The 22,852-nt window shown below is 70.5% G+C and carries 18 protein-coding genes; 11 read left to right on the top strand and 7 right to left on the bottom strand.

All coding sequences use genetic code 11. From position 1 onward, the window contains the following. Positions 1–129: 129 nt before the first annotated feature. Entirely contained in the window at positions 130–1,959 is a 1,830-nt protein-coding gene (locus tag ACLJQM_RS11635; RefSeq protein ID WP_410631184.1) for an RICIN domain-containing protein, read from the bottom strand. Between the two features lie 130 nt (positions 1,960–2,089). Beyond that, positions 2,090–3,175: a LacI family DNA-binding transcriptional regulator gene (locus ACLJQM_RS11630; protein WP_410631182.1), complete on the bottom strand. Its 1,086-nt coding sequence runs from the start codon at positions 3,173–3,175 to the stop codon at positions 2,090–2,092. A gap of 96 nt (positions 3,176–3,271) precedes the next feature. On the opposite strand from ACLJQM_RS11630, the gene ACLJQM_RS11625 reads away from it, so the two are divergent. From ACLJQM_RS11625 to ACLJQM_RS11610, 4 genes are read left to right on the top strand one after another with little or no spacing between them, the layout of a single operon-like run. After that, positions 3,272–4,522 carry an extracellular solute-binding protein gene (locus ACLJQM_RS11625; RefSeq protein WP_410631180.1) on the top strand — a complete coding sequence of 417 codons (1,251 nt, stop codon included), beginning with the start codon at positions 3,272–3,274 and terminating at the stop codon, positions 4,520–4,522. Positions 4,523–4,530: 8 nt separating this feature from the next. Beyond that, entirely contained in the window at positions 4,531–5,418 is an 888-nt protein-coding gene (locus tag ACLJQM_RS11620; RefSeq protein WP_410631178.1) for a carbohydrate ABC transporter permease, read from the top strand. A gap of 47 nt (positions 5,419–5,465) precedes the next feature. Then, complete coding sequence (locus ACLJQM_RS11615; protein WP_247025088.1) at positions 5,466–6,227, top strand: carbohydrate ABC transporter permease; 762 nt, start codon at positions 5,466–5,468, stop codon at positions 6,225–6,227. Between the two features lie 13 nt (positions 6,228–6,240). Continuing rightward, positions 6,241–7,941, top strand: coding sequence for an amylo-alpha-1,6-glucosidase (locus ACLJQM_RS11610; protein ID WP_410631176.1), 1,701 nt, complete (start codon positions 6,241–6,243; stop codon positions 7,939–7,941). Positions 7,942–8,026: 85 nt separating this feature from the next. Here ACLJQM_RS11610 and ACLJQM_RS11605 read toward each other — a convergent pair whose 3' ends face one another. Both ACLJQM_RS11605 and ACLJQM_RS11600 read right to left on the bottom strand, forming a co-directional pair. Continuing rightward, on the bottom strand, positions 8,027–8,368 hold the full coding sequence (locus tag ACLJQM_RS11605; protein ID WP_410631175.1) for a hypothetical protein: 342 nt from the start codon (positions 8,366–8,368) through the stop codon (positions 8,027–8,029). Between the two features lie 132 nt (positions 8,369–8,500). Beyond that, positions 8,501–9,208, bottom strand: a complete 708-nt coding sequence (locus ACLJQM_RS11600; protein WP_410631174.1) for an STAS domain-containing protein — start codon at positions 9,206–9,208, stop codon at positions 8,501–8,503. Positions 9,209–9,741: 533 nt separating this feature from the next. On the opposite strand from ACLJQM_RS11600, the gene ACLJQM_RS11595 reads away from it, so the two are divergent. From ACLJQM_RS11595 to ACLJQM_RS11580, 4 genes are all read left to right on the top strand, one after another. After that, positions 9,742–9,975 carry a phosphopantetheine-binding protein gene (locus ACLJQM_RS11595; RefSeq protein ID WP_410631173.1) on the top strand — a complete coding sequence of 78 codons (234 nt, stop codon included), beginning with the start codon at positions 9,742–9,744 and terminating at the stop codon, positions 9,973–9,975. Beyond that, positions 9,972–11,207 carry a beta-ketoacyl-[acyl-carrier-protein] synthase family protein gene (locus tag ACLJQM_RS11590; protein ID WP_410631171.1) on the top strand — a complete coding sequence of 412 codons (1,236 nt, stop codon included), beginning with the start codon at positions 9,972–9,974 and terminating at the stop codon, positions 11,205–11,207. Before ACLJQM_RS11595 ends, ACLJQM_RS11590 begins: the two co-directional genes overlap by 4 nt. 25 nt (positions 11,208–11,232) lie before the next feature. Next, positions 11,233–12,150 (top strand): alpha/beta fold hydrolase, encoded by a 918-nt coding sequence (locus ACLJQM_RS11585; RefSeq protein ID WP_410631170.1) that lies wholly within the window; start codon positions 11,233–11,235, stop codon positions 12,148–12,150. A 528-nt stretch (positions 12,151–12,678) separates the two neighbouring features. Then, positions 12,679–13,311, top strand: a complete 633-nt coding sequence (locus ACLJQM_RS11580) for a transposase (protein ID WP_410631169.1) — start codon at positions 12,679–12,681, stop codon at positions 13,309–13,311. Between the two features lie 177 nt (positions 13,312–13,488). Here ACLJQM_RS11580 and ACLJQM_RS11575 read toward each other — a convergent pair whose 3' ends face one another. Continuing rightward, a complete protein-coding gene (locus ACLJQM_RS11575; RefSeq protein WP_410631168.1) occupies positions 13,489–14,574 on the bottom strand; it encodes an alcohol dehydrogenase catalytic domain-containing protein in 1,086 nt (361 codons plus the stop codon). Positions 14,575–14,668: 94 nt separating this feature from the next. On the opposite strand from ACLJQM_RS11575, the gene ACLJQM_RS11570 reads away from it, so the two are divergent. Next, positions 14,669–15,571: a LysR family transcriptional regulator gene (locus ACLJQM_RS11570; protein WP_410631167.1), complete on the top strand. Its 903-nt coding sequence runs from the start codon at positions 14,669–14,671 to the stop codon at positions 15,569–15,571. Positions 15,572–15,737: 166 nt separating this feature from the next. Here the strand turns inward: ACLJQM_RS11570 and ACLJQM_RS11565 are convergent, their stop codons facing one another. Beyond that, on the bottom strand, positions 15,738–18,572 hold the full coding sequence (locus ACLJQM_RS11565) for a hypothetical protein (RefSeq protein WP_410631166.1): 2,835 nt from the start codon (positions 18,570–18,572) through the stop codon (positions 15,738–15,740). Between the two features lie 830 nt (positions 18,573–19,402). Between ACLJQM_RS11565 and ACLJQM_RS11560 the strand changes: the two genes are divergently transcribed. Then, a complete protein-coding gene (locus tag ACLJQM_RS11560) occupies positions 19,403–19,669 on the top strand; it encodes a hypothetical protein (RefSeq protein ID WP_410631164.1) in 267 nt (88 codons plus the stop codon). Between the two features lie 189 nt (positions 19,670–19,858). On the opposite strand, the gene ACLJQM_RS11555 is transcribed toward ACLJQM_RS11560, so the two are convergent. Beyond that, complete coding sequence (locus ACLJQM_RS11555; protein ID WP_410631163.1) at positions 19,859–20,650, bottom strand: hypothetical protein; 792 nt, start codon at positions 20,648–20,650, stop codon at positions 19,859–19,861. A gap of 1,501 nt (positions 20,651–22,151) precedes the next feature. Here ACLJQM_RS11555 and ACLJQM_RS11550 point away from each other — a divergent pair. Beyond that, positions 22,152–22,805, top strand: a complete 654-nt coding sequence (locus ACLJQM_RS11550; RefSeq protein WP_410631162.1) for a DUF2690 domain-containing protein — start codon at positions 22,152–22,154, stop codon at positions 22,803–22,805. Positions 22,806–22,852: the final 47 nt, after the last annotated feature.

Genomic DNA, 22,852 nt, shown 5'->3' with positions numbered 1-22,852 from the left:
CGGATGCCGCGGGGGCTCGGCCGGCGCGGTCGCGACGGGGGGGACGGACCGCGGTGAGCGTCATCGTTTCCGTGCGAAGCCATTCGACCTCGAACCTGCTCGGCCACTGGACCGGGCGGCGCCGCCGGATCACCCGGGTCCGCTCCCCCACAGGCGCCACGTCTGGTTCAGCGGGCTGCCCTGGGTGACCGCCCGGCACGTCCACTGGATGAGCTGGGCGCGCGCGGCGGTGGATGCCTGGTTGACGTCGACGCACTTGCCGCTGTGCCGGGCGGCCAGCTGGTAGTCGTGGGAGTCGTTGCCGCCGTAGGTCACCTTCCGCAAGGTGAACTGCTGGTTGGCCGCACCAGGACTGCAGGTTCCCTGCTGGACCGCCGCACCGTCGGCGGTCGAAGCGCCGGCCACCTCGAGGCACTTGCCCGACTGCTGGTTGACGACGGTGAACGCGCCGGAGACCGGGCGGAAGTTCCACAGCTGCTGGTCGCCGCCCTCGCACGGGAACTGCTGCTGCCGGTTGCCGTCGGCGGTGCTCAGGCCGGTGTTGTCCAAGCACTGCTGGGAATGCTGGGCGACGGCGACAGACGGGAACCCGCCGTCCGAGGGCGGGAGCAGCGTGAGGGTGAACGTGTCGTCGGCGTTGGTGTGCGGGACGTTGACCGTCACGGCGTTGCCGGACAGGGTCAGCACCGAGTTCTGGACGGTGACCGGACCGGCGACCGCGCCGCCGCCGCTGTAGGGGATCCGCTGGACGAGCACCCGGACCTGGTTGTCCTGGACGATTCCCGTGGTGGCGTCCAGGCGCCGCAGGGCGACCGCGACGTTGCCGGTCGTGCCACCACCGCCGAGGAGCACCTTCGCGGTTCCGTTCGTCGCCGTGGCGAACGCGTCGTACGAACCGCTGGGCGTGGTGGCGGCGATCCGGCCGGTCTGCGAGCCGTAGAACCGGTAGACCCACCACTCCCCCTTGGGCTGGTGCTGCCCGGCGGAATCGTGGACGAGCAGGTTGCCGAGGTCGTTGTGGAGGTTTCCCCCGCTGGCCCAGTTGGCGCGGAGCCCGTCGGCGCCGGCCCGTTCGAGCCGGGTGATGTACCACGAGCCGTCGCCGGGGTTCTGCTCGTTCGACGCGCCGTACTCGTTGATCTGGTACGGCCGCGGGTGCGGGATGCCGCGGGAGTCGAGGGAAGCGTTGGCGGCGGCGACGTTCGCCACCGGATCGCCCGGCAGGGAGTGCCAGCTCACGATGTCCGGGACGACGTTCGCGGAACGGACGAAGTCCAGGTACTGCGTCCACCAGCCGGCCGAGGTCGACGGGACGCCGGCGAGGCTCGGGCCGATGATGGGCTGCGCCGGGAACGCCGCGCGGATCCGCTGGTACGCGCGCTGCCACAGCGCGAAGTACTGGCTCTGCGGGCGGTTCCAGAAGAGCGAGATGTTGGGCTCGTTCCAGAGGTCCCACTCCACGGGGGCGCCGGTGGCCCGCACGTCGCCGATCAGGCGGGTGAGGAAGTTGTCGTAGTCGGTCCAGTCGCCGTTGTCGCCCGGGAAGCGGGAGATCGGGTAGCCGTCCGCACCCCACAGGTCGTGCACCAGCAGGACGAACCGGCCGCCGAGCGCACGGGTGCGCAGCAGCTGGGCCCGGGTGGCGTTCCAGCGGCGGTCGTACCGGCCCGAGACCCAGCCGCCCGGACTGTCCAGTTGCGCGCCGCCGGCGCGCATGGCCTGGAACTTCATGTCCCGGTAGAAGTGGTCGGCCGGGGCCGAGGCGTTCTCGGTCATGCCGTAGATCCAGCCGGACGCCCGGTAGGCCGGCGTACCACCCCCGGCGGAGAAGTCGACGGCGATCGACTCGTCGGCGGCCCGGGCCGGCTCGGCGAGAGCCACGGCGGACGCGCCGGTGAGGGCGGCGGTGAGGAGGAAGGCGGCGAAGCCACGGCGGGCGCGCTCGCGCGAAAAGATCACGTGCGACTCCTTTGGGCACGGACAGCGAGGGATGCGGCAACATCGAACCGGTTCGACCAAGGAGTGAAGCTACGCCGTCAGGGATTCGCCAACAAGCGGCCAAATGGCGTCGAACCGATTCCGCCGAGGCTTACAACGATCGGCGGCGGGCGCCGGTGCTGGACCGCAGGGCCACCGCCGGCCGCAACAGGGCGTGCCGCGGCTCGGCCGACCGGTCGCCGATCTGCTCCAGCAGCAGGTCCACCGCCAGGCGAGCCATCTCCCCCGCGGGCACGTCCGCCGCGGTCAGCGGCGGGTGGAAGTCCTCGGCCAGCCGGTCGGCGAGCACCCCGGTGAGCGAGAAGTCCCGCGGGACGTCCAGGCCGGCCCGGTCGAGGGCCCGCTGCACCCCGGGCAGGGCGGCTTCGTTGATCGTCACCGCGGCGGTGACCTCGGGCCACCGGGCCCGGATCCCTTCGAAGCACTCCAGCCCCGCGGCCGGTTCGTCGGCGCAGCACACGGTGTGCCCCGTGATCCCGCACTCGGCGGTCGCGCCGACGAACCCGGCCGTGGCGCGCACCGCCGGGCCGTAGCCCGCGGCGACCAGGTGTTCGGAGCGGTTGATCAGCACGACGTGGTCGTGGCCGAGGTCCGCGAGGTGGCGCACGCACCGCCCGATCAGCGTCGCGTAGTCGACGTCGACCCACCACGACGCGCCGGGGTGCTCGACGTGCCCGATCGCCACGAACGGCAGCCCGGCGCCGGTCAGCCGGTCGACCCGGGCGTCCTCGAGCAGGATTTCCATGAGGATCACGCCGTCGACCCGGCGCCCGGTCACGATGCGCTCGAACGAGCGGTCGTGGTCGCCGCCGCTGGGCGAGAGCAGCACGTCGTGGTCGTGCGCCGCCGCGGCCTCCACGACGCTGGCCACGAACCCCAGCTGCGCGTCGGTGAGGCGCGCGCTCGCCGGGGGGATCACCAGCCCGATGGTCCGGGTCTTCCCTTCGGCCAGTGCTCGCGCGCTGGCGTTGGGCCGGTAGCCCAGCTCGGCGATGACGTCGTTGATCCGCCGCACCGTCCGCGCCGACACCGGCCGCTTGCCGCTCAGCGCGTAGGACACCGTGCTGCGGGAGACCCCGGCCCGCTTGGCGATCTCGCCGATGTTCATGTGCGCTTCCCGTCCCCGGATCCGTCGGCGGCAACCGGTTCGACCATCTTGCCACCTGGAAACGCGCACCCTTGCGCACGGGCGGCGCCTCGGACTACGTTGACCCGGCTCCCATCATCGAACCGGTTCGATGACTGTCGTCGCCGTAGCCGCCAGGAGGACCCCATGCCGTACCCCCCGCGCACCCGTCCGATCCCGGCCGCGCTGACGGCGGTCGCCCTCGCCGCGACGATGGTGGCCTGCTCGTCGTCCCCGGACACCGGCGGCAGCGCCGGCACCACCGGCACGTTCTCGATCTGGGACCCGTACCCGCAGTTCACGGCCGACTCCGCGTGGGCGAAGGTGATCGACGAGTGCGCTGCCGGGGCCGGGGTGAAGATCCAGCGCCAGTCCTACGACACGACCGACCTGACCGGCAAGGTGCTGCTCGCCGCCCAGCAGCGCACCGCGCCGAGCGTGCTCGTGCTGGACAACCCGGTCGTGTCCACCATGGTCGAAGCGGGCGTGCTCAAGGCGAACGACGAGGTCGGGCTGGATGCCTCGCCTGCCGAACCGAACCTGGTGGCCGCCGGCACCGTGCAGAACCGCACCTACGGCGTGCCGCTGGGGGCCAACACGCTCGCGCTGTACTACAACAAGGACGTCCTGGCCGCCGCGGGCGTCGACCCCGCCTCCGTCACGGACTGGGCGTCGCTCGAAACGGCGCTGGGCAAGGTGAAGGCGGCCGGGAAGAAGGGCATCACGTTCTCCGCGATCGGCACCGAGGAGGGCAGCTTCCAGTTCCTGCCGTGGTTCTGGGGCTCGGGAGCGGCGCTGACCGACCTGTCCGCTCCCCCGGCCGTCGCGGCGCTGACCCAGTGGAAGTCCTGGCTCGACCGCGGCTACGCCCCCAACTCCGTCATCGACAACACCCAGACGACCAGCTGGCAGGAGTTCGCCACCGGGCAGTACGCCTTCGCCGAGAACGGCACCTGGCAGCTGGAGAACGCGAAGAAGGCCGGCTTCCCGTACGGCGTCCTCCCGATCCCGGGCCGCACCGGCGGCACCGCGCCCGCGCCGACCGGCGGGGAGTTCGTCACCGTCCCCGCCCAGGACAACCCGGACAGCGAGCGCACGGCCGGCCGGATCGCGACCTGCCTCACCTCCCCGGACAAGGTGCTGACCTCGGACACGGCGCTCACCTACGTCTCGGCGGTGCCGTCGGTCCAGCAGAAGCAGGTCACCCAGAAGCCGGAGCTCGCGGTGTGGGTCGACGCGGTGAAGAACGCCAAGGGCCGGACCGGGGACAACCTCGGCACGCGGTACCCGCGCATCTCGCAGCCGCTGTGGAACGCCGTCCAGGCCGCTCTGACCGGCTCGAAGACGCCGGACGCCGCGCTCAAGGACGCCCAAGCCGCGGCCGCGGCGGCGAAGTAGCCCCGCACGTGCGACTCGACAAGAAGCGGCTCGCCGGCTGGGCGTTCCTCGTTCCGCTGGTGGCCTACCTGCTCGCCTGCTACGGCTATCCGCTCTACACGACCATCGACCTGAGCCTGCGGAACTACACCGTCCGGACCTTCGTCCACGGCGGGGCGCCCTTCACCGGGCTCACCAACTACGCCACCGTGGTCGGCGACCCGCAGTTCGCGACCGCTTTGGTCAACACCCTCGTCTTCACGGCCGCGTCCCTGTTCTTCCAGTACGCGATCGGCCTGGCGACGGCGGTGTTCTTCACCCGCCGCTTCCGGTTGTCGGCGACGCTGCGGGCGCTGTTCCTGGTGCCGTGGCTGCTGCCGCTGATCGTGTCGGGGTCGACGTGGGCCTGGCTGCTCAACAGCGAGTCGGGGCTGGTCAACGCGGTGCTCCACGGGCTCGGGATCGCCCGGGTCGACTGGCTGACCTCGCCGTCGTGGTCACTGGTGTCGGTCATCCTGGCCAACATCTGGATCGGCATCCCGTTCAACCTCGTGGTGCTCCACAGTGGACTGCGCAACATCCCCGCGGAGGTCTACGAAGCGTCCGCTTTGGACGGTGCGACCGGCTGGCAGACGTTCCGCCACATCACGTTTCCCGTCCTGCGGCCGGTATCGGCGATCACGCTGCTGCTCGGCCTGGTCTACACGCTGAAGGTGTTCGACATCATCTGGATCATGACCAGGGGTGGCCCCAGCGGCTCGTCCAGCACCCTCGCCACCTGGTCCTACGAACTGGGGTTCGGCTCCATGCTGCCGAAGTTCGGGCCCGGCGCGGCGGTCGGCAACGTGCTCATCCTGCTCGCTTTCGCGGCTGGGCTGGTCTACATCCGCCTGCAACGCCACCAGGAAAACGGGTGAAGCGCCCGGCGTGGCTGACCGCGATCGGCGTCCTGCTCACCGCGGTGATGCTCTTCCCGGTCTACTGGATGATCGCCGTCTCGCTCACCCCGGCCGGCGAGCTGCGGAAGTCACCGCCGGACCTGTTCCCGGCCTCGCCCACCTTCGCGGGCTACGAGCGCGTCCTGCGGGAACAGCTGCCCTACTTCGGGACCAGCCTGCTCGTCGCGCTGGGCACCGTCGCGCTCACCCTGGTCATCGCGGCCCCCGCGGCGTACGCGCTGGCGAAGCTCCGCCCGCCGGGCCGGCGCGTGCTCGGATTCGTGCTGCTGGTGGCGCAGATGATCCCGGGCATCATCATGGCCCTGGGCTTCTACGGCGTTTACGTCAAGATCGGCCTCACCAACACGGTGGGCGGCCTGATCGTCGCCGACTCCACCGTCGCGGTGCCGTTCGCCGTGCTGATCCTCACCTCCTTCATGGCCTCGGTGCCCGACGAACTGCTGCAGGCGGCGCGCATCGACGGCGCCGGGGCGTGGCGGACGTTCGTGTCGATCGTGCTCCCCGCCAGCCGCAACGGCGTCGTCACCGCGGCCCTGTTCTCGTTCCTGTGGGCCTGGTCGGACTTCGTGTTCGCCGCCACCCTCGACGCCGGGGGCCGGCTGCGCCCGCTCACCCTGGGCATCTACCACTACATCGGCAACAACAACCAGGAGTGGAACGCGATCATGGCGACCGCCGTGGTCGCGTCGGTTCCCGCCACCGTGCTGCTCGTGCTCGCCCAGCGCTACGTCGCGGCCGGTGTCACCGCCGGCGCCGTCAAGGACTGAAGGGACTCACCCTGTGACCGCCGAGTTCTCCGTCGGGGAGATCCCGTTCAGCCGTGCCGGCGCCTGGTTCGGCCTGTCCCCGGTGCTCAGCGCGACGCGGCGCGCCGACGACGTGCACGTGGTGTCCCACCGGCACGGCCTGCACCCCGTGCTGGCCCTCGTGCCCGAGCGGGACGGCCACCGCGCCGCCACCGACGTCTCGGCCGATCCCGCCGTGCTCACGTGGCGCTCGTCCGGCGGCCGGATCACCGCGGCCTTCCCGGACGCCGGAACCCTCCGGATCGCCGGCACCGGCCTGGGCATGAGCATCATCGCCGCGGAACCGGCCCTCACGCCCTTCACCGGCCCGTACTTCTTCGCCGATCCGTCCGGGGCCGCCGTGTTCACCTTCTACGAGACGGGGAACCGCCTCCGGCTGACGCTCCTTTCCGGCCACTGGACGCACGTCGGCGAGCAGGAGCTCGGCACGGCCCGGCGCGGCGTCACGGTGGGCGCCGACGGCGGCCCGTGGGAGGTCGCGCTGGAGGAGATCAGCACCGGCGCGACGCCATACGTGTCCACAGAGGACTTCCCGCGCGCCGCCGCCTCGGCGCGCGGCGAATTCACCGGCTTCGCCGACGCCGTCGCCCCGTGGCGGGACCACTCGACCCCCGCGGCCGAACTCGCCTGCTACGTGCTGTGGTCCGCCACGGTCGCGCCCGCCGGGTTCCTCGCCCGCCCGGCCGTGCTGATGTCCAAGCACTGGATGAACAAGGTGTGGAGCTGGGACCACTGCTTCACCGCGCTGGCACTGGCCCCCGGCGCGCCGGAGCTGGCGTGGAACCAGTACCAGCTGCCCTTCGACCACCAGGACGGCCTGGGCGCCCTGCCGGACTCGGTCACCCACGCGGAGGTGCTCCGGAACTTCGTCAAGCCGCCGATCCACGGCTGGGCGCTGGCTCACCTGCGCGGCCGGCTCCCGGGCGGGCTTCCCGATCCCGAGCTGGCCTACCGGCAGCTCGCGGCGTGGACGTCGTTCTGGCTCGACCACCGCCGCGCCCCCGGGCAGCGGCTGCCTTATTACGAACACGGCAATGACAGCGGCTGGGACAACGCCATGGTGTTCGCCGGCGAGCGGCTGGTCGTCACCGCGGACCTCGCGGCCTTCCTCGTCCTGCAGCTGAAGGAACTCGCCGCGCTGACCCCCGTCGTCGGGGACACCACCACGGACTGGGCGCGACGCGCCGACACCCTCCTGGCCGCGCTGCTCGCCGAGCTCTGGGACGGATCGTCCTTCCGCAGCCGCACCGTGCGCACCGGGATCTCCCAGCGCGGCTCGAGCCTGCTCGACGTCATGCCGATCGTGCTGGGCGAGCACCTGCCCCGCGACGTCTTCGAACGGCTGAGCGTTCGCGTGGCCGAGCACCTCACCCCGGTCGGGCTCGCCACGGAGCTGCCGTCCTCGCCGTACTACGAGCCCGACGGTTACTGGCGCGGCCCGGTCTGGGCGCCGGTCACGGTCCTCGTCGAAGACGGCCTCCGCCGCGGCGGCGCCTCGGACCTCGCCGACGAGGTGAGCAGCCGGTTCCGGAGGACCTGCGAGGAACACGGGTTCGCCGAGAACTTCGACGCACTGACCGGAGCGGGCCTGCGCGACCGCGCGTACACCTGGACCGCCGGCGCGTACCTCCTGCTGAGCGAAGCAGCTCAGCACCGGCGAAGCACGGGCCAGTAGTCCTGGCGCGTGTCCTCCGAGGCACGGGGTGACCTCGGCAGGCGGTGGCCGTCTTTTCGAAGCGCGTGGCGACGGCGCGGATTGCTCAAGGCGGTCGAAACAGCGTTCGACGACATCGCGGCGTTTGCAGGCGGCGCGGTCGGAGGCCGGTGGGCGTCCACCGTCCCGGCCGCGTCGCAGCCGGTTGGCCTGCCGGTTCCGGCGTTCGGGGATAGCCGTCGGCGCAGATGAGCGCGGCCGACTCGGCCGGGTCGCCGATCGCCCCGGACCGGGCCGCCGGAACTCGAAACCGGTCGCCGGTCAGCTCGGCGACGACATCGACGACGAAGAGGTGCGGCGGGGCCGCGACCCGGCCGGCAGCGATTCGCAGCGCCAGTGGAAGCCGCGCGCAAAGCCCGATCAGCTCACGGGTGGCGTCGACGAACACCGATCAGCTGGACAGCACTTCCGCCACCAGACGCGATAACCCGGGTGCAGCACCACGTCCGGGCAGCGGTTCAGCAACAGCTCGTGACGCGACCGCAAACCGGCAGCGAAGACGGCTGCCCGACCCGCGGCACTAGCTGCCGAAGGCGGCCAACGCGTCGGCCCGGGTGTCGAACACGCGCAGCAGCGTGTCGGTGAGGCCGAGCATTGTGAGCATCCGCCGGTTGTCCGGACCCGCGGCGACGTGCAGGGTGACCGCATCCTCCGTCGCTGCGTGGGCCAACCTGACGATCTCGTTCACCCCGGTCGAGGCCAAGAAGCAGACACCATTCAGGTCGAGCACCAGCCGCAGCGGCCGCCCAGCCAAGATGAGCGCCACTTCGTCGCGCATCCGCGGCGTGCCGGCCAGATCGAGCTCTCCGGTCACCGCGATCACGAGCGTCACCTTGTCGATCCACGTCGCCTCGACGTCGACCAGCAAGGTACCCGTCACTGCCGGGTCGGCGAGGTGCAGGAACCTGACCAAGTCCGTGGTGCCCAGCTTGGACAGGAGATGTGGAGGAACATCGACGCGTAAGCGAATGGGGCCGTCCAGGCACCGCAAAGCCAGCTGGCCCAATTCTTCGGCCAGCACTTGGTCGCATCGAGTGGTCGCGGTCAGATCAACCCTGATCGCCCCCGGGCCGGGAGCCCGCGCGGCCACTGATGCACCGCGCAGAGTGTGGCGCATCAGCGAGTAGGCGGGAGCCCCGAGGACGCCCGACATCAGGATCTCCACCGCAGCGGGGTCGGTGCGGGACACCGTGATCGTCCAAGCCGGAGCGGCGCTGCCGTCAACCATGCACCGAGTCTGCCAGTCCCGGCACGGCGACGCCCTCCGAAGAACCTCCGCCGGTGTGCGAAACGCGCTGGTCCGGTTCACCCCGCGAGCGTGCGGACGGTGCTGCAGCCCAGCAGGGCCGGCGTCTGCCACCCGGCCGCGGTTCCTGATCCCACCGACGTCCGTGGACTACCCGACTTCGCTCAGCCGCCCCGACCTGTCCGGTCACGCGAGTCCGACAACTGCACCGTCATCGGGCGGTTCCGCCGGAGCCGGCGGCCTGGTGCCCGAGGACCTGCTGTTCGCCGCCTTCGCCACAACACCGCCGAGCGGACGAAATCCGCCGATCGAGAAAACTGTGCGCTCACGAAAGGCAGCTGGGCTGGCCATTCATGGAATCAGCCTTGATCGAGACTCACTCCATTGAGCTAATCGAACACGAGCCGCGAAGGAATACCGGTATAAAAGACGTTCCCGCGGCCATCCGTTGATGCGCCGCCTGGCGGCCACGGGCACGCGCGGTCGCACAACGCCCGAATGGGAGTACGACATCAGTGACTGCCACACAAGAGATCGCGGCCTTGCTCAACCTGAACTTCGGCGTAGCCCCCGCCGACATCCGATCCGACGCGGCGTTGCGTGATCTGGGCCTGGACTCCCTTGCCCTGGAGGAACTGCGCGTCCTTCTCGAGGAGCGCCTGCGCATCGACCTGGAGGACATCCAGCTGACCTCGCAGGAGACCCTGGAACAGCTCACGACGGTCGTCGACGAAAAGCTCGCGGCGTGAGCGGGCGACTCACCGCGGCGGTGACAGGACTCGGCCTCGTCACGGCGGCCGGTGTCGGTTCCGCCGCTGCCTGGCGCGGGGTGAGCGGGCCCGACGCCGTCGCAGAAATCGGCCATCCGGACGAACTCGCCGATCTTCCGTGCGACTTCATGTACACCATCGACAACCTCGACACCCAAGGCATCCTGGGCGTGCCCGCCACGCGGATGATGGATCGCTTTTCCCAGCTCGCGGTGATCGCCGCGCGAGAAGCGGCGGCGGATGCCGGGCTCGACACCTCGGAATGGGACGCTGACCGGGTCGCGGTGGTCATCGGCTCGGCCCACGGCGGCCTCCCCTTCTACGACCAGCAGAGCATCGTGCTGGCCGACAAGGGTGCGCGCCGGGTCTCACCGAAGCTGGCGCCGATGACCACGGTGAACAGCGCCGCCAGCAGCGTCTGCATGGATCTCGGCGCCCGCGGACCGAGTCTGAGTGTCTCCACCGCGTGCTCCTCCGGCACGGTTGCGGTGGGCACCGCCCTGCAACTGCTGCGTTCCGGCGCTTGCGACGTCGTCATCGCCGGCGGTGCCGAATCAGTCCGCTCCCGGCTGCTGATCGCCAGCGCGTGCCAGATGCGGGCTGTGTCAACCCGCAGGGACGATGCCTCGACGGCGTGCCGCCCGTTCGACGCCGACCGAGACGGCTTCGTCGTCGGCGAGGGAGCCGGCCTGGTCGTCCTGGAGCGGCCTGAACACGCCAAGGCTCGTGGAGCGCGGGTACGGGCGGGAATCGCGGGCTACGGAGCGTCCAGCGACGCCTTCGCAGCGGTGGCACCGGACCCTGATGGTGCCGGAATCGAACGCGCACTGCGGGTCGCGCTGGCCGACGCAGGGGTCTCCCCGGCCGACATCGGCCACGTCAACGCTCACGGCACCTCCACCGTGATGAACGACCTGATCGAAGCCACCGTGCTGCACCGCGTCTTCGGCGACGAGCCGCTGGTGACTTCGACGAAGGCGCTGACCGGACACACACTCGGCGCGGCCGGCGGGATCGAGACCGCGTTGGCCGTACTGGCCCTCGAACACCAGCTGGTACCGGCCACGGCCAATTTCCGGACCAGAGACGTCCGGATACCGATCGACGTGGTCGCCAAGGAAGCTCGCTCCGCCCGATTCGACTGTGCGGCCAAGACATCGATGGGCTTCGGCGGCCACAACGCCGCGCTCGTCCTGACGAAGAGCTGCTGAGTCCCACCAGCCGACCGCTTGGAGCATGATGCAGAGCAGGCACACCGAGGTCATCCACGCGCTGTCGGTCGGCCGGACGCGGTTCAGCTACCGGATTCTTCGACAGCCCACGGCCCAGACCGAACCGGTGGTCGTGCTCGGCGGCGGTTTCCAGGGGCGCAATGGCTGGCCGCACATGGAGGACAGAATTGCCCCCGTGGCAAGCCTCGTGACCGCCGATCTTCCCGGGATGGGCAGCTCCGATCCGCTGCCGGCCGACGCTGGAACCGAACTCATGGTCACCGCGATCGACCGGATCATCGACGACCTCGGGGTTGCGCGTGTCAACCTCTTCGGCTACTCCTACGGAGCGGAACTCGCCTTCGGCTGCGCTCAGCGCAATCCGCACCGCATCGCCCGGCTGGTGCTCGGCGGTGTGGTCTCGCACACCAGCGCCATGCAGCAGGAGATGTTGCGTCGAGCCGCCGAGCACCTCGCCAACGGCGACGTCGAAGAGTTCGCCACGATGGCGGCACGGATGCAGCTGTGTCTCGACGAGGATCGGCACATCCCGCATCGATCTCTGGTGTACCGGTACGTCAGGCGGTCCATGCGCCACGTCGCCGTGCACGTCCCTCAGGCGATGGACGCCCTGCGCCGCTCGCTGACGAGCGGATCGTCCTTCGCCGGCGGTCTGACGGGAGTACCCGCTCTGGTGTTCGCCGGCGAGCACGACTCCATCACCTCGCCTGAACTCCAACGAGAATTCTCGACCTCGATACCGGGCAGCCGGTTCCTCACCATCAAGGACTCCGACCACTGGGTTGTCCTCGAACGCGCGGCCGACGTCGCCGATCTGGCTGCCCGGTTCTTCACCGGCCGCCCTCTGGATTCAGCGCCCTACGTGGCCCAGTCGACCTCTCCGAAGCCGGCCGGGGATTCCGAGCTCGCTGTAAGCCGTTGACCGCATTTCCTCCCCGTCCCGGCCGCGACGCGCGAGCGGACGGCCGGCAGCGGCCGCTCCTCCCGGTCCGGGCAGCCGAAGCGCAACAGCCTGAGGGCGAGCCGCCGCACCGCGGCCTCGACTGGCCGCGACGACGTCCCGGTACTTTCAGGTGACCGCACCCGGTTGCGGACCCGCCCGCCCAGCCGGCGATCCAGCTGCGGCTGCCCTTCACCCACGGCGGCCGGGCCGAGCACGACCAGGTCGAACCGTCGAGCAGGACGGACACCTCCGCGACGAAGCCTTGCCGCATTGCCTCGGCCAGCAAGGTGAGGACCAGAGCGGTCGAGCCCGAGACCGACACTGTGGTGCCACGCCACAGTCCCTCGCCGGGCAGCAGCGAGGAGAGGGCCGGCGTCACCGGCAGCGATCCGGCCGCGCCCAGCGTCTGCTTCGGGGGCCGCCACCGCCACAACGCGCCTCCAGCACCACGAATGCGCACCGCCGACGCTGGAGCGTGCCTTCGACTATTCGGCTCGTTCGCCGCTGGTGCTGCTGACCGGCTTCCAGACCCCCGCAGGCATCCGCGCGGCCGGAGCAGCCGGCCTGTCGGCGTATCTGACCGAGCACCGCGCCTGGGCCAAGGGTATTCCGTCCGTGGTGGACAAGGCTCTGGCGGCTGCTGGTGAGCAAACTGTTGCCCTGGCCGGAGAATCGGTGACCGCGCCGCTGGTCGCGCGGCTGGTCCGGCAGCTTGCGGAGCTGGATCGGGAGATCAAGGATGTGGGCAAGCAACTCGCCGAGCGGTTCGGTGAGCATCCTGATCCCGGGCACATCACCAGCCTCGACGGGTTCGGGCCGGTCCTGGGTGCTCAGTTGCCGGCCGGGACCGGTGGTGACCTGAGGGCTGCGTTCCGCAGCTCCGGGCCTCTGACGGCCTATGCCGGGCCGGCGCCGGTGCCGCGTGATTCCGGGCGGGTGCGGAACAACTTGCATCGCCTGCAGCGGTATCACTGTGGTGTGCGCAGGGTGTTCTACCTGCGCAAACGCAGTGAGGGGAAGGGGCACGCCCAGGCGTTGAACGCGTTGGCTCGCCGCCTGGTCGACGTGATCTGGGCGTTGCTGCGTGACGGTTGCGAGTTTCATCCCTCACCGCCGGTCACAGCCGCAGCTGTCGCTTGACACGATCATCGAGCCTCCTGAGCTGGTTGCCGTCCGGGGGCAACGGCTGTACCCGACTCATTCAGCCAGGGAAGCGGCGCCGGATCGTCACTCGTTGTCGCCCTGTTCGCGCGTCGTCGGTCATCCTTCCGGCCCAGGAGAGCACGGTACGGGTCATACCAAGGAGTGACGCGGGCGTCACGCCGCCGGCGTGAGCACGGTGCGGTCGAACGGTCCACCGTGGGCGGCGGCGTGGGCGACGGCGTCGTTGACCCGGTCGAGGGCGAATCGGGTGACCTGCTCCGGGGCGAGGTCGAGCGCACCCGAGGCGACCAGGCGGATCATCCCGATGTTCGCCGTGCGCGGGTACATCCATTGGCCGCGCACCGTCACCGAGTTGCGCATGAGCCACGGGTACGGAAGGGCGAGGTCCGCGCCACCGAGCATGCCGACGCCACCCATCAGCACCACCCGTCCGTACTCGCGGACGGTCATCGCCGCCGCGCGGGTCGCCGAGCTCGGGGCGCGAGGCGGCAGCAGGTCGAGCACGACGTCGATCGGACCGCAGGCGGCGTCGACCATCGCGCGGTGGTCGGTTCCTTCGTCCCCGCCGAGTTCGACGGTGCGCACCCGGTGCCCGAACCGGTCGGCGAGCAGGGTGAGCGCGGCTCGGTTGCGTCCGGCGGCCACCACGCGCCCGGCGCCCACGGCTAGCGCGACGGCGACTGCGCTGCTGCCGAGGTTGCCGGTCGCGCCGCTGACCAACAACGTCTCGCCGGCCTCCAGCCGGCCGGCCAGGAGCCCGCCGTAGGGGATGGCGTGCACGCCCAGCGCGGACCACCGTGCCGGGTCGGCCGCCGCTTCCGCGGGCAGGCGGTGGGCGTTCTCGGTGGGCAGCCGCATGAGTTCGGCGAACGATCCGTCGTGCAGGTGGCGGGACAGCCGCGCGCCGCCCTCGCCGCGGGAGCTCCAGCCCTGCAGCGTGATGTCGGGGGTGAGGGCGTCATCGCGGGCGCGCACCGTCGGGTCGCACCAGACCAGCTCGCCGACGCGCAACCCGGTCGTGTCCGGGCCCACGTGCGCCACGCGGCCGATCGCCCCCGCGCCCGGCACGACCGGCGGTTCGAGCGGGTAGCGCCGTTCGCCGCTGAACACCTCGGCCGTGTAGGGCAGCACACCGGCCGCGAGGACCTCGACCAGGACCTCGCCGCCGCCGGCTTCGGGATCGGGTACCTCGTGGACCGTGAGCGGGGCGCCGAACGCGGTCAATGTCGCTGCACGCATGGAAAAGCCTCTCGTGATGGGTCTCCCCTCACGGTAGGACGGACACAGCCATGCGGGAAGCGAAGATCAAGCATTTCTGATATGCGTAGTAAGCATGGACGTGTCGAGCGCGAACCTGCGGGTGCTGTGCCAGATCGCCGAGTCCGGCAGCTTCACCGCGGCCGCCGCGCAGCTGGGCTACACGCAGTCGGCCGTGTCCCGCCAAGCGATCGCCCTCGAGCGCGGCGCGGGTGTCGCGTTGTTCGAGCGACGGCCCGACGGCGTACGGCTCACCCAGCCCGGGCTCACCCTGCTGCGCCACGCCCGGACGATCCTGGCGTCGGTCGACGCGGCCGGCCGTGACCTGTCCGGCCACGGTTCCCGGACCGAACACGTGCGGCTGGGGATGTTCCTGAGCGCGGGACCCGTGGTCCTGCCGGCCGCGCTCGCCCGGCTCGCCGTCACAGCGCCGTGGGCCAGGGTCACCACCCGCGAAGGCACGACGCCCGGGTTGGCCCGGGCACTGCGCACCGGTTCGCTCGACGTCGCCGTCCTGACGTCCCGTCCGCCGCACCGGTCGCCGGACGGGGAGACGCCCCGCCTGCACGTCACCACCGTCCACGACGCCGAACTCCTCGTGGCGGTCTCGGCGAGCGGCTCGTTCGCCGGGCGCACGTCCGTGCAGGTCGACGAGCTCGTCGACGCTCCTTGGATCGCCGCGCCGTCGTCGAGCTCCGAGCCGCTGCTCGGGGTCTGGCCGGGCCTGCCGGGGCGAGCGCGCGTCGTGCACAGCGCGAGGGACTGGTTGACGAAACTGCACCTGGTCGCCGGCGGGTTCGGCCTCACCACGATCCCGGAAAGCCTGGCTCCGCTCCTGCCACCGGGCGTGACCGCACTGCGCGTCGAAGGCGCTCCGCCCGAGGTCCGCCGGGTGCTGGTGGCCCGGCTGCCCGGCCCCGCCACGCCGGCGATCACCGCCGTCACCCAGGCGATCGTGGCGGCCGTCCGGCCGAACTGAGGCTTGCGGCCTGCCCGCGACCGGGAGGTCAGTGCCGAGGCCCCGAGCAGTACAGGTCACGCGCCGTGCGTGGCGTTGTCACGACGATTCCGCAGGACCGGCACCATCGCGTGGCCCGGGTGGAGTGACCCGCACCCGCGGCTCGATCGGCGGATGCGACCGGGGCTCAGCGATCCGTGGGGCACCACGGGTCCGAGCTGCGGCCGACGGCGAGCCCGCAGAAGGCCTTCGGCGTCCGGCTCACCTCGCCACCCTCGACGCGCAGGACCGCGACCGGCTTGTCCTCCGGCACGTTCCGGCCGATGTCCCCGCCGTAGTCGATGGTCCCGGTGACGCCCTCGATGTATTTGTTCGTCTGTTGCGCGTCCGGGCGCGACGTGTGGATGGCGGTGATCTCGCGCCAGACCGCACCCGGCGTCACGGGGATGTTCGCCGACGTCTCGCGCAGGTACGCGGTGGCGGTGATCATCACCAGCGCGGCGTCGTAGGACAGCCCGGCGTGGCCGTCGAAGGAACGGCCGCGCTCGGTCTGCTCGAACGGGAACAACGTCTTGTTCAGCGTGGTGTAGAAGTCCCGCGCCAAGCCCTGCGGGTCGGTCGCCGGCTCGTTCGCGAACGACAGGTAGTAGTACGGCAGCGCCCGGTTCTGCTCGCGTGCGACCTGGTCGGCGACGTAGCGGCTGACGTCGTCGTCGCCCATCACCGTCGCCCTGCTGCCGCACTGCGCGGCGCCGCCGGCGAAGTCACCGAAGTCCGGGACCCCGCGGCCGGCGAAGAAGACGAAGCCGTCGTACGAGCAGGTGTCCCGGCCCGCCGACGCGGCGTTGCCCACCAGCCGGTCGCCGTAGCGCGCGTGCGACTGCGGCGCGACCTGCCCACCGTCCGGCGCGAACGCGCGGGCCTCGACCGAGAAACCCTGGTCCTTGAACGACTTCACCACGTCATCGCGCAGGTTGGTGCTGTAGCTGTCGGCGTCGTCGTCGGAGTAGTAGACGCGCAACGTGCGCGGGCCCGGCTGCTGGCGCGCGAACGCCGCGGCGACGGCAGCCTCGCGCCGGTTCTGCGGCGCCACCTGGAAGTAGATGGGGTTCTGGTCGGCGAGGTCGTCGGCGGACAGCGTAGAGGCGACCACCGGGATGCCGGCGTTGCCCAGCGCGCGGATGGTCTCCCGCGTCGGCTCGCTGCTCATGTCCAGCCCGACCACCCCGACGACGCTCTTGTCCTGCCCCGCCAGCTGCTTCAGCTGTCCGGCGACGCGCACGCCCTCGCGCATCCCGCGGCCGCCGTTCGCGATCAGCATCCGCACGATCGGCTCGGACGTCGCGGTCGCGTTGAGCTGCCGCAGCTGCGCGACGGCGAACCCTTCCAGCGACTCCCGCTCGGCGGTCAGCCCCTCGGCGGTGTCGTTGGACGAGGTCAGCGCCTCGAAGTCGACCAGCGTGATGTAGGGCCGTTCGCCGTGCTCTTCGTGCAGCTTTTCGGCGCGCCGGTTCTGGTCGGCGACCACCTGTTCCACCTGGCGGATGGTGCCGTCGGCCGGGTCGAACAGCGTGACCGAGCCGTCGGAGATCCCGACGCACTCGCTGCCGGTCCAGGTGAGCATCTCGCTGGAGGTGCCGCAGTGGCTCGCACGGAAGTCCTCGTACCGCAGGAGGCCGACCGTCGCGACGAGGCCGAGGACCACCAGGGGAACACCCATCCGCATCCATCGCGTGGCCCACCACGGCGGGCTGGACTGGCGGCGGCGCAACACGTAGGTATCGCCGAGGGAGCGCAGCTCCTTGCGCGTCCCGCTCCGCTGGTCGGGGGAACCGGCGGGGGACAGCCGGATCGGCAGGTACCACGCGGCGGCGTCGCGGGCGCGGCGGTCCTTGAGCAGTTCGTGCTGCCAGGCGCGGTAGGCGCCACCGGCTTCGGTCGCGGTGTGATTGGGCCGCTCCTCACTCACCGTCGCGTCCGGCGGCGGCGCGTTGCTCGTGCTGACCACGAGCAACGGGTCGAACAGGCCGGTCTGGTTCCGCACGTCGTTGATCAGCTTCAGCAGCCGGTAACCGCCGTTGACGGTGCTCACGTGGTCCAGCAGGAGCACGGGGTAGGTCATCCGCCGGCGGCGCCAGAACCCGGCCGGGCGCAACCGGTACCCGCGGCGGAGGTCTTCGAGGAACGCGTTCACCAGCAACCGCCCGACGAACTCCGGCGACTCCCGCTGCCACTCACCGTCGGTCAGGCGCAGCGCGAACCGCACGAAGCTACCCGACATCTCCGGCGCGAGGTGCGGCTGGCGCAGAAACCAGCGGTACCGGCCGGACAGCCCCGGCACGCGCCCCGTGACGGCGACCCGGAACGTGGCCATGGTCAGCAGCCGCAGCAGCAGCAACGGGATCCGCCACGCGACGTTCTGCGGCACCAGCTCCTGCCCGACGTTCTCGATCGCCGAGCGGAACCGCACCATCAGGCCGTTCTCCTGCAACCGCCGCAGCAACGTCCGCTCGGGCGCGGAGTCCTGCCCGGACAACTGCTCCCCCATCAGCTGGACGGCAAGGGTGAACAGCCCGAAGCGCAGGCCGGTACCGCGCGAGCGCGGGCTGCGGAGCAGTTCGGTGCGCGCCTTCCAGAGGACGTCCCGGACGGCCTTGACGCTGGCGACGGTCGCGGCCCCCTCGGTGTCGGTCGCTTCCCGCTCGCCGAGCGGGAGGTAGGCGTAACGCACACTGCCACTGGGCCGGGCGCCGCGAAGCCGTGAGCTGAATTCCTCGAGGACGCCCTCGCAGTAGTCCGACCGGACGAGGCAGACCATCGGCAGCCCACGACGCCCGGCGCGTTCCTGCCGATCCTGGTACCCGAGCTCCCACTCGACGTTCGCCTGGTGCAGCGACCGAGGCAGATCCCCTACCCGCGGCCGCTGGTAGAGCGCGCCGATGAGCTTCACCAGCTTCTCGCTCCCCGGGAAGGCGAGCGGATCCCGCTGGTGCTCTTGGGTGGCGGAAGTGGTCTGGGTCATGACCCATGGTCACACGGGGCCGTGGAGAGGGGTCCCGCATTTTTGCCGTCCCGCCAGGGAATGACTCGGGTAGGTAGGACGGCTCCTGACCGCGGCTGAGCGCCCGGCGGTCCGTGCGGACACCGCCGAACAGCACTGTGTTGGGGCAGCAGGGTTCCTCTGCGCGGCGGCCCTCGGTCCGAGGACGCGAGGGTCGGCGCCGTTCGCTGACTCCGAAGTCGCGTCGACCTGCCGGCAAGCAGCGCACGGTTCATCGCACTCGGCCACGGGTGGCGGAGAAGCAGGTGATTCCACCATCTCGAGTCACGTTCTGCAGTCCTTCGCTCAGAGTGGGGTGCTGACGATTCTGCCTCGAGGTGAGGAAAACCAATTTTGTGTCGGGGATCAAGGGGAGGCAACGGACGGCCTGAGGAGATGTCTTCCGGGGACTGCCGCGAACACCCTCGCGTTCGCGCGGGAGGCCGCGGTCAGGTTCTCGGGTGAGCCCGTTTCCGCCGGAGCTGTGGCGCGAGGTGGCGGCGACCCTGCTGAACGAGCTCGTCGTGGCCGAGCATGAGGCGTGGTTCGCTCGGCAGGAGGCGGTGAGCAGGCTGACGCCGCACCCGGTCGGCCGCGACCACGCGGTGGGGGCCGTGCATCGGTCTGGCCGAGGACCGGCGCTCTCCGGTGGTCATCGAACCGATCTCGTCGCTCGATTCGGTCGACCACCCCGTGGCCAACCGCTACGTGCTCGCACAGGTCGCCGCACCTCCGAGCGGTCGTGGGCGATCGGCTGCACCTCCACCGGCTCGGTCTTGACCACGACCGCGCCGCCACGAAGGTGTGCCCGCTTGTCGTCGAAGGTCATCGCGGCTGCGCTGCGCCGCCGCGGTCGCGCAGCTGCACCAGGCGCGCCGGCTCGAGGACGCCGCCTGACGCCGTCGGTCCGGACCCGGCGGCTGGTCGCGGTCCCCGAGCTGGCCGGCACAGGCTGGTGGATGCCCTACGACGTCGAGGAGCACGCCGCCCACCTGCAGCCCTCGACACCGGCCGCCGAGCCGGCGATCACCCCCGAGCCCCGGACCTGGCCGTGGGCGTCGCCCGCCTGGCTGGTCTGACGCAAGGTGAACGGCGAGGCAGTGCGCAGGCGGCCCGGGGTGCGCCGCCGGACTGACCGGCCCCATCGTCGTCACTTGCGGGAACGCCCGCCGCGAGTCCCTCGACGAAACCCCCGCGCCGGAATCACCACCGCCATGCGCGACTGACTCCGCACCACCACCTGATCCCCCGCCCGCCGGCCGTGCGGGCTACGCCGGGTTCTCCGCGACGGCGAGGTAGTCCGTGTAGATCTGCGGTGAGCCGGAGAACGAGGCCAGTTGCTTCCACTCCTCGTACATCTGCTTGGTGTCACGGTGGGCAGCCGCGAACTCCGCAGCCACGCCGGTGGCGATGTCGGGCTCGGGGTAGAAGACGTCCAGCGCGTCCAGGCTCGCGATCTCCATCATCATCACGTACTGGTCGAGCCGGTTGCCCCGCTCACCCTTGAGCACGTGGAACCGCCAGTCCGGGTAGTCGTCGATCCGGTGGTGGTTCTCGGCGATGAAGCGGTCGAACACCTCCTCGGTCACCCCGGCGCGCAACGCCAGGTTGTGGATCCCGACGACCCGGGCGACGGGCTCCTCCCCCGGGCGGTCGCGGTAGCGGGGGCCGGGCGTGACCGTGCTGCGCGGATTGTCGGCCAGCAGCCGGTAGTCGGTGAACAACGTCGGCAGCTCACCGAACGTGCCCAGCCGCCGCCAGCGTGCCAGCACAGCCTCCGCCTCGGGGTGCCGCGCCCAGAACAGCCGGGCCAGCTCGGTCTGCTCACCCCGGGCTGTGACGTAGCGGTCACGTTGCTCGGCGCTCTCGATCTCGTACAACATCAGGTACTGCCCGGTCCGCTCTCCGCGCAACCCGCGCAGCAGAGTCCACCGCCACCCCGGGTACAACGGGAGGTGAACGCCTTCACCACGCACGAAGGTCTCGAACTCCTCCCGCGTGACACCAGCCTCGGTGTCGATGGCGATGTACTGGAAGGTGAACACCGACGAGCGTCCCATTGCGTCCAATCCTCGAGCCGGGAAGGGAACGCGCGTCCGCCGAGCACGACTCCCTTGCACCACATCCTGCCAGTTCCAGAGCAACGGGGCCGGCGAGACTTCCCCGCCGGACGCGATCCGACGGGCCACGGCCAGCGCAGCCACACGTCCTGCGCGCACTGCCACCGGCGGCTGTTCGGCACCGCGAACCACGCCGGGACCAGCTCCGACGGCTGCCGGTCCAAGAAGGGCCTACCGGCCAGACGGGCAGCCGCGCGATCGCCGGGACGGTGTTCCCGCCGGCCGACGCGAGTGCCACCATCGCCCGGCGCGGCCGCACCGCGGAGCCGGTTCCTCTTCGCACCATCTGCTGCAGCCGCTGACCTTCATGATCGTCAGCCGCCGCACCCGGACTGGGTCTGCCATCACCAGCAACAAGAGAAAGCTCGACCGCATTCGCCCAAGTCCGTCCGCCGCGCTCCTGGGTGCGCGCGGCGATAGAGAGCATGGCGAAGGCGCTGGCCGGCAGCGAGCCCGAGCGTGCACGAGCGCGGCGATGCCGTGGAGCAACGTCGTCGGCCGCTGCGCCCACGATGACAAGATCCGCCGGGACGCGGTGATCGCGCTGGGGATGTGCTGGTCGCCATCGTCTTCGCGCTCACCGGCACGTTCGGCCCGCTGATTCGGACGCGATCGGCAATGGCGTCGTGGCCGGGAGTGTGCTCGGCGGCGGCTCTCTACGGCGGCCTTCGGCTGCACCGGCGGCCTGACGCGTAGAGCCGACGCTCTCGGCTACCTGCGGACCCGGTGGCACCAGCGCGCCCTACGGCGCCCTCGTCTTCTGGGGCGCCACCTCGGCCAATCTTTACGGTCACGTCGCATCAGCCTGGGCGATGGCGCAGTGAACTCGTCCTGCGAGCGGTCCGGCTACCCCTTCCCCGGGTGGGTGCAGGTCGCCTGATCCCCTTCTCCGCAGTCCGACGGTGCCTGAGACCGCCACCAGTGCCGGGCACCGCGCTGTCGCAACGACAGATACCACCCGGCCTGGTCGTTACAACCAATCTCTGCATAATCGAGCAGATCACAATCTCCACCCTCCTGACGATTGACCCAGACAGCAATCGAAGTCGTAGAAAAATCGCAGAAAAGCCCTCTTCCTCACACAAGCACCGTTCCTCGACGTCGACCACCTCGTTATTTGATCACAAATTATCAGACGTCGCGACGCCGCTACTCCAGGTGGGTGCACTCTCAAACAAGGACTGGCCACCAATAGCGGCCGAGATGACAATTCAATGCTCGCGCTGCTGGGAGGAGCAGAGTCATGGGCAGACCGGAGCGCGCTCTCGACCGCGCAGACAGCCCTCTGGCCAAGTTCGCAGCCGACCTGAGGCGCGTGCGGGAGCAAGCTGGCAAACCGACCTACCGCGCAATGTCACGGACAGCCCACCGCTCTCAAACCACACTGTCGGAGGCCGCAGGCGGGCGCGCGATCCCAACTTGAGAGACAGTCCAGGCCTTCTTGCAGGCGTGTGGCATCACAGAGTTCAGCGATTGGCGCGAACGTTGGAGCAGCATCGCTGATACGCCTTCCTCGCCTGCGGACTCGGCGGTAGCTGCTACCGCGGAGCCCGGCCCCAACCACCGGCGCAAGTGGCTCGTCGCCGCCCTCATCGCCGCCGTAGCTCTGGCGGCAGGGCCAACCCTGGCCGTACTCCTGCTGCCGGCGCAATCCACCGACGCACCCGAGGTGCATCCGGTCACCGGAGTTGCCGATGGCGCAGATCCCGAAGAGTCAGGTTGTGCGAACGACCCTGCCGCCACCACCGTCGATGCCAAGGAAGTGGATGTCGACCGGGCGCCGGCGGGCGTCATCGAGTTGCGCTTCTCACCACGATGCGGCGTCAGCTGGCCGCGGTTCACGCCCGCGGATCCCAGGTACAGCAGCATCAACCGTCCGGGTCCGATCGAAGCACACGTGTCCGTCGTTCCTGGTGACAATCAGGCCGGAGCCGTTACTTTTTCCATGAAGTACGCGGGTCTTCCGGTGTTTGGCAACGTCATCAACAGCCTTGCCACCTGCGTGCGAGCTGAGGCCTATTTCACCGGCCCGTCGTGGCAATCGACGACAGGCAAGACGGCCTGCTACAAGGGAGGCTTCGCTGTCGGGCGCTGAGCACCGCCGGTGCCGCCGACTTTGCCGGCAGCCCCGGCGGCCTCGAA

It is taken from the genome of Amycolatopsis sp. cmx-4-83, assembly GCF_046548815.1.
Taxonomy (GTDB): Bacteria; Actinomycetota; Actinomycetes; order Mycobacteriales; family Pseudonocardiaceae; genus Amycolatopsis; species Amycolatopsis pretoriensis_A.
The sequence above is the reverse complement of the archived record's forward strand: the minus strand, read 5'-3'. Positions and strand labels throughout refer to the sequence as shown.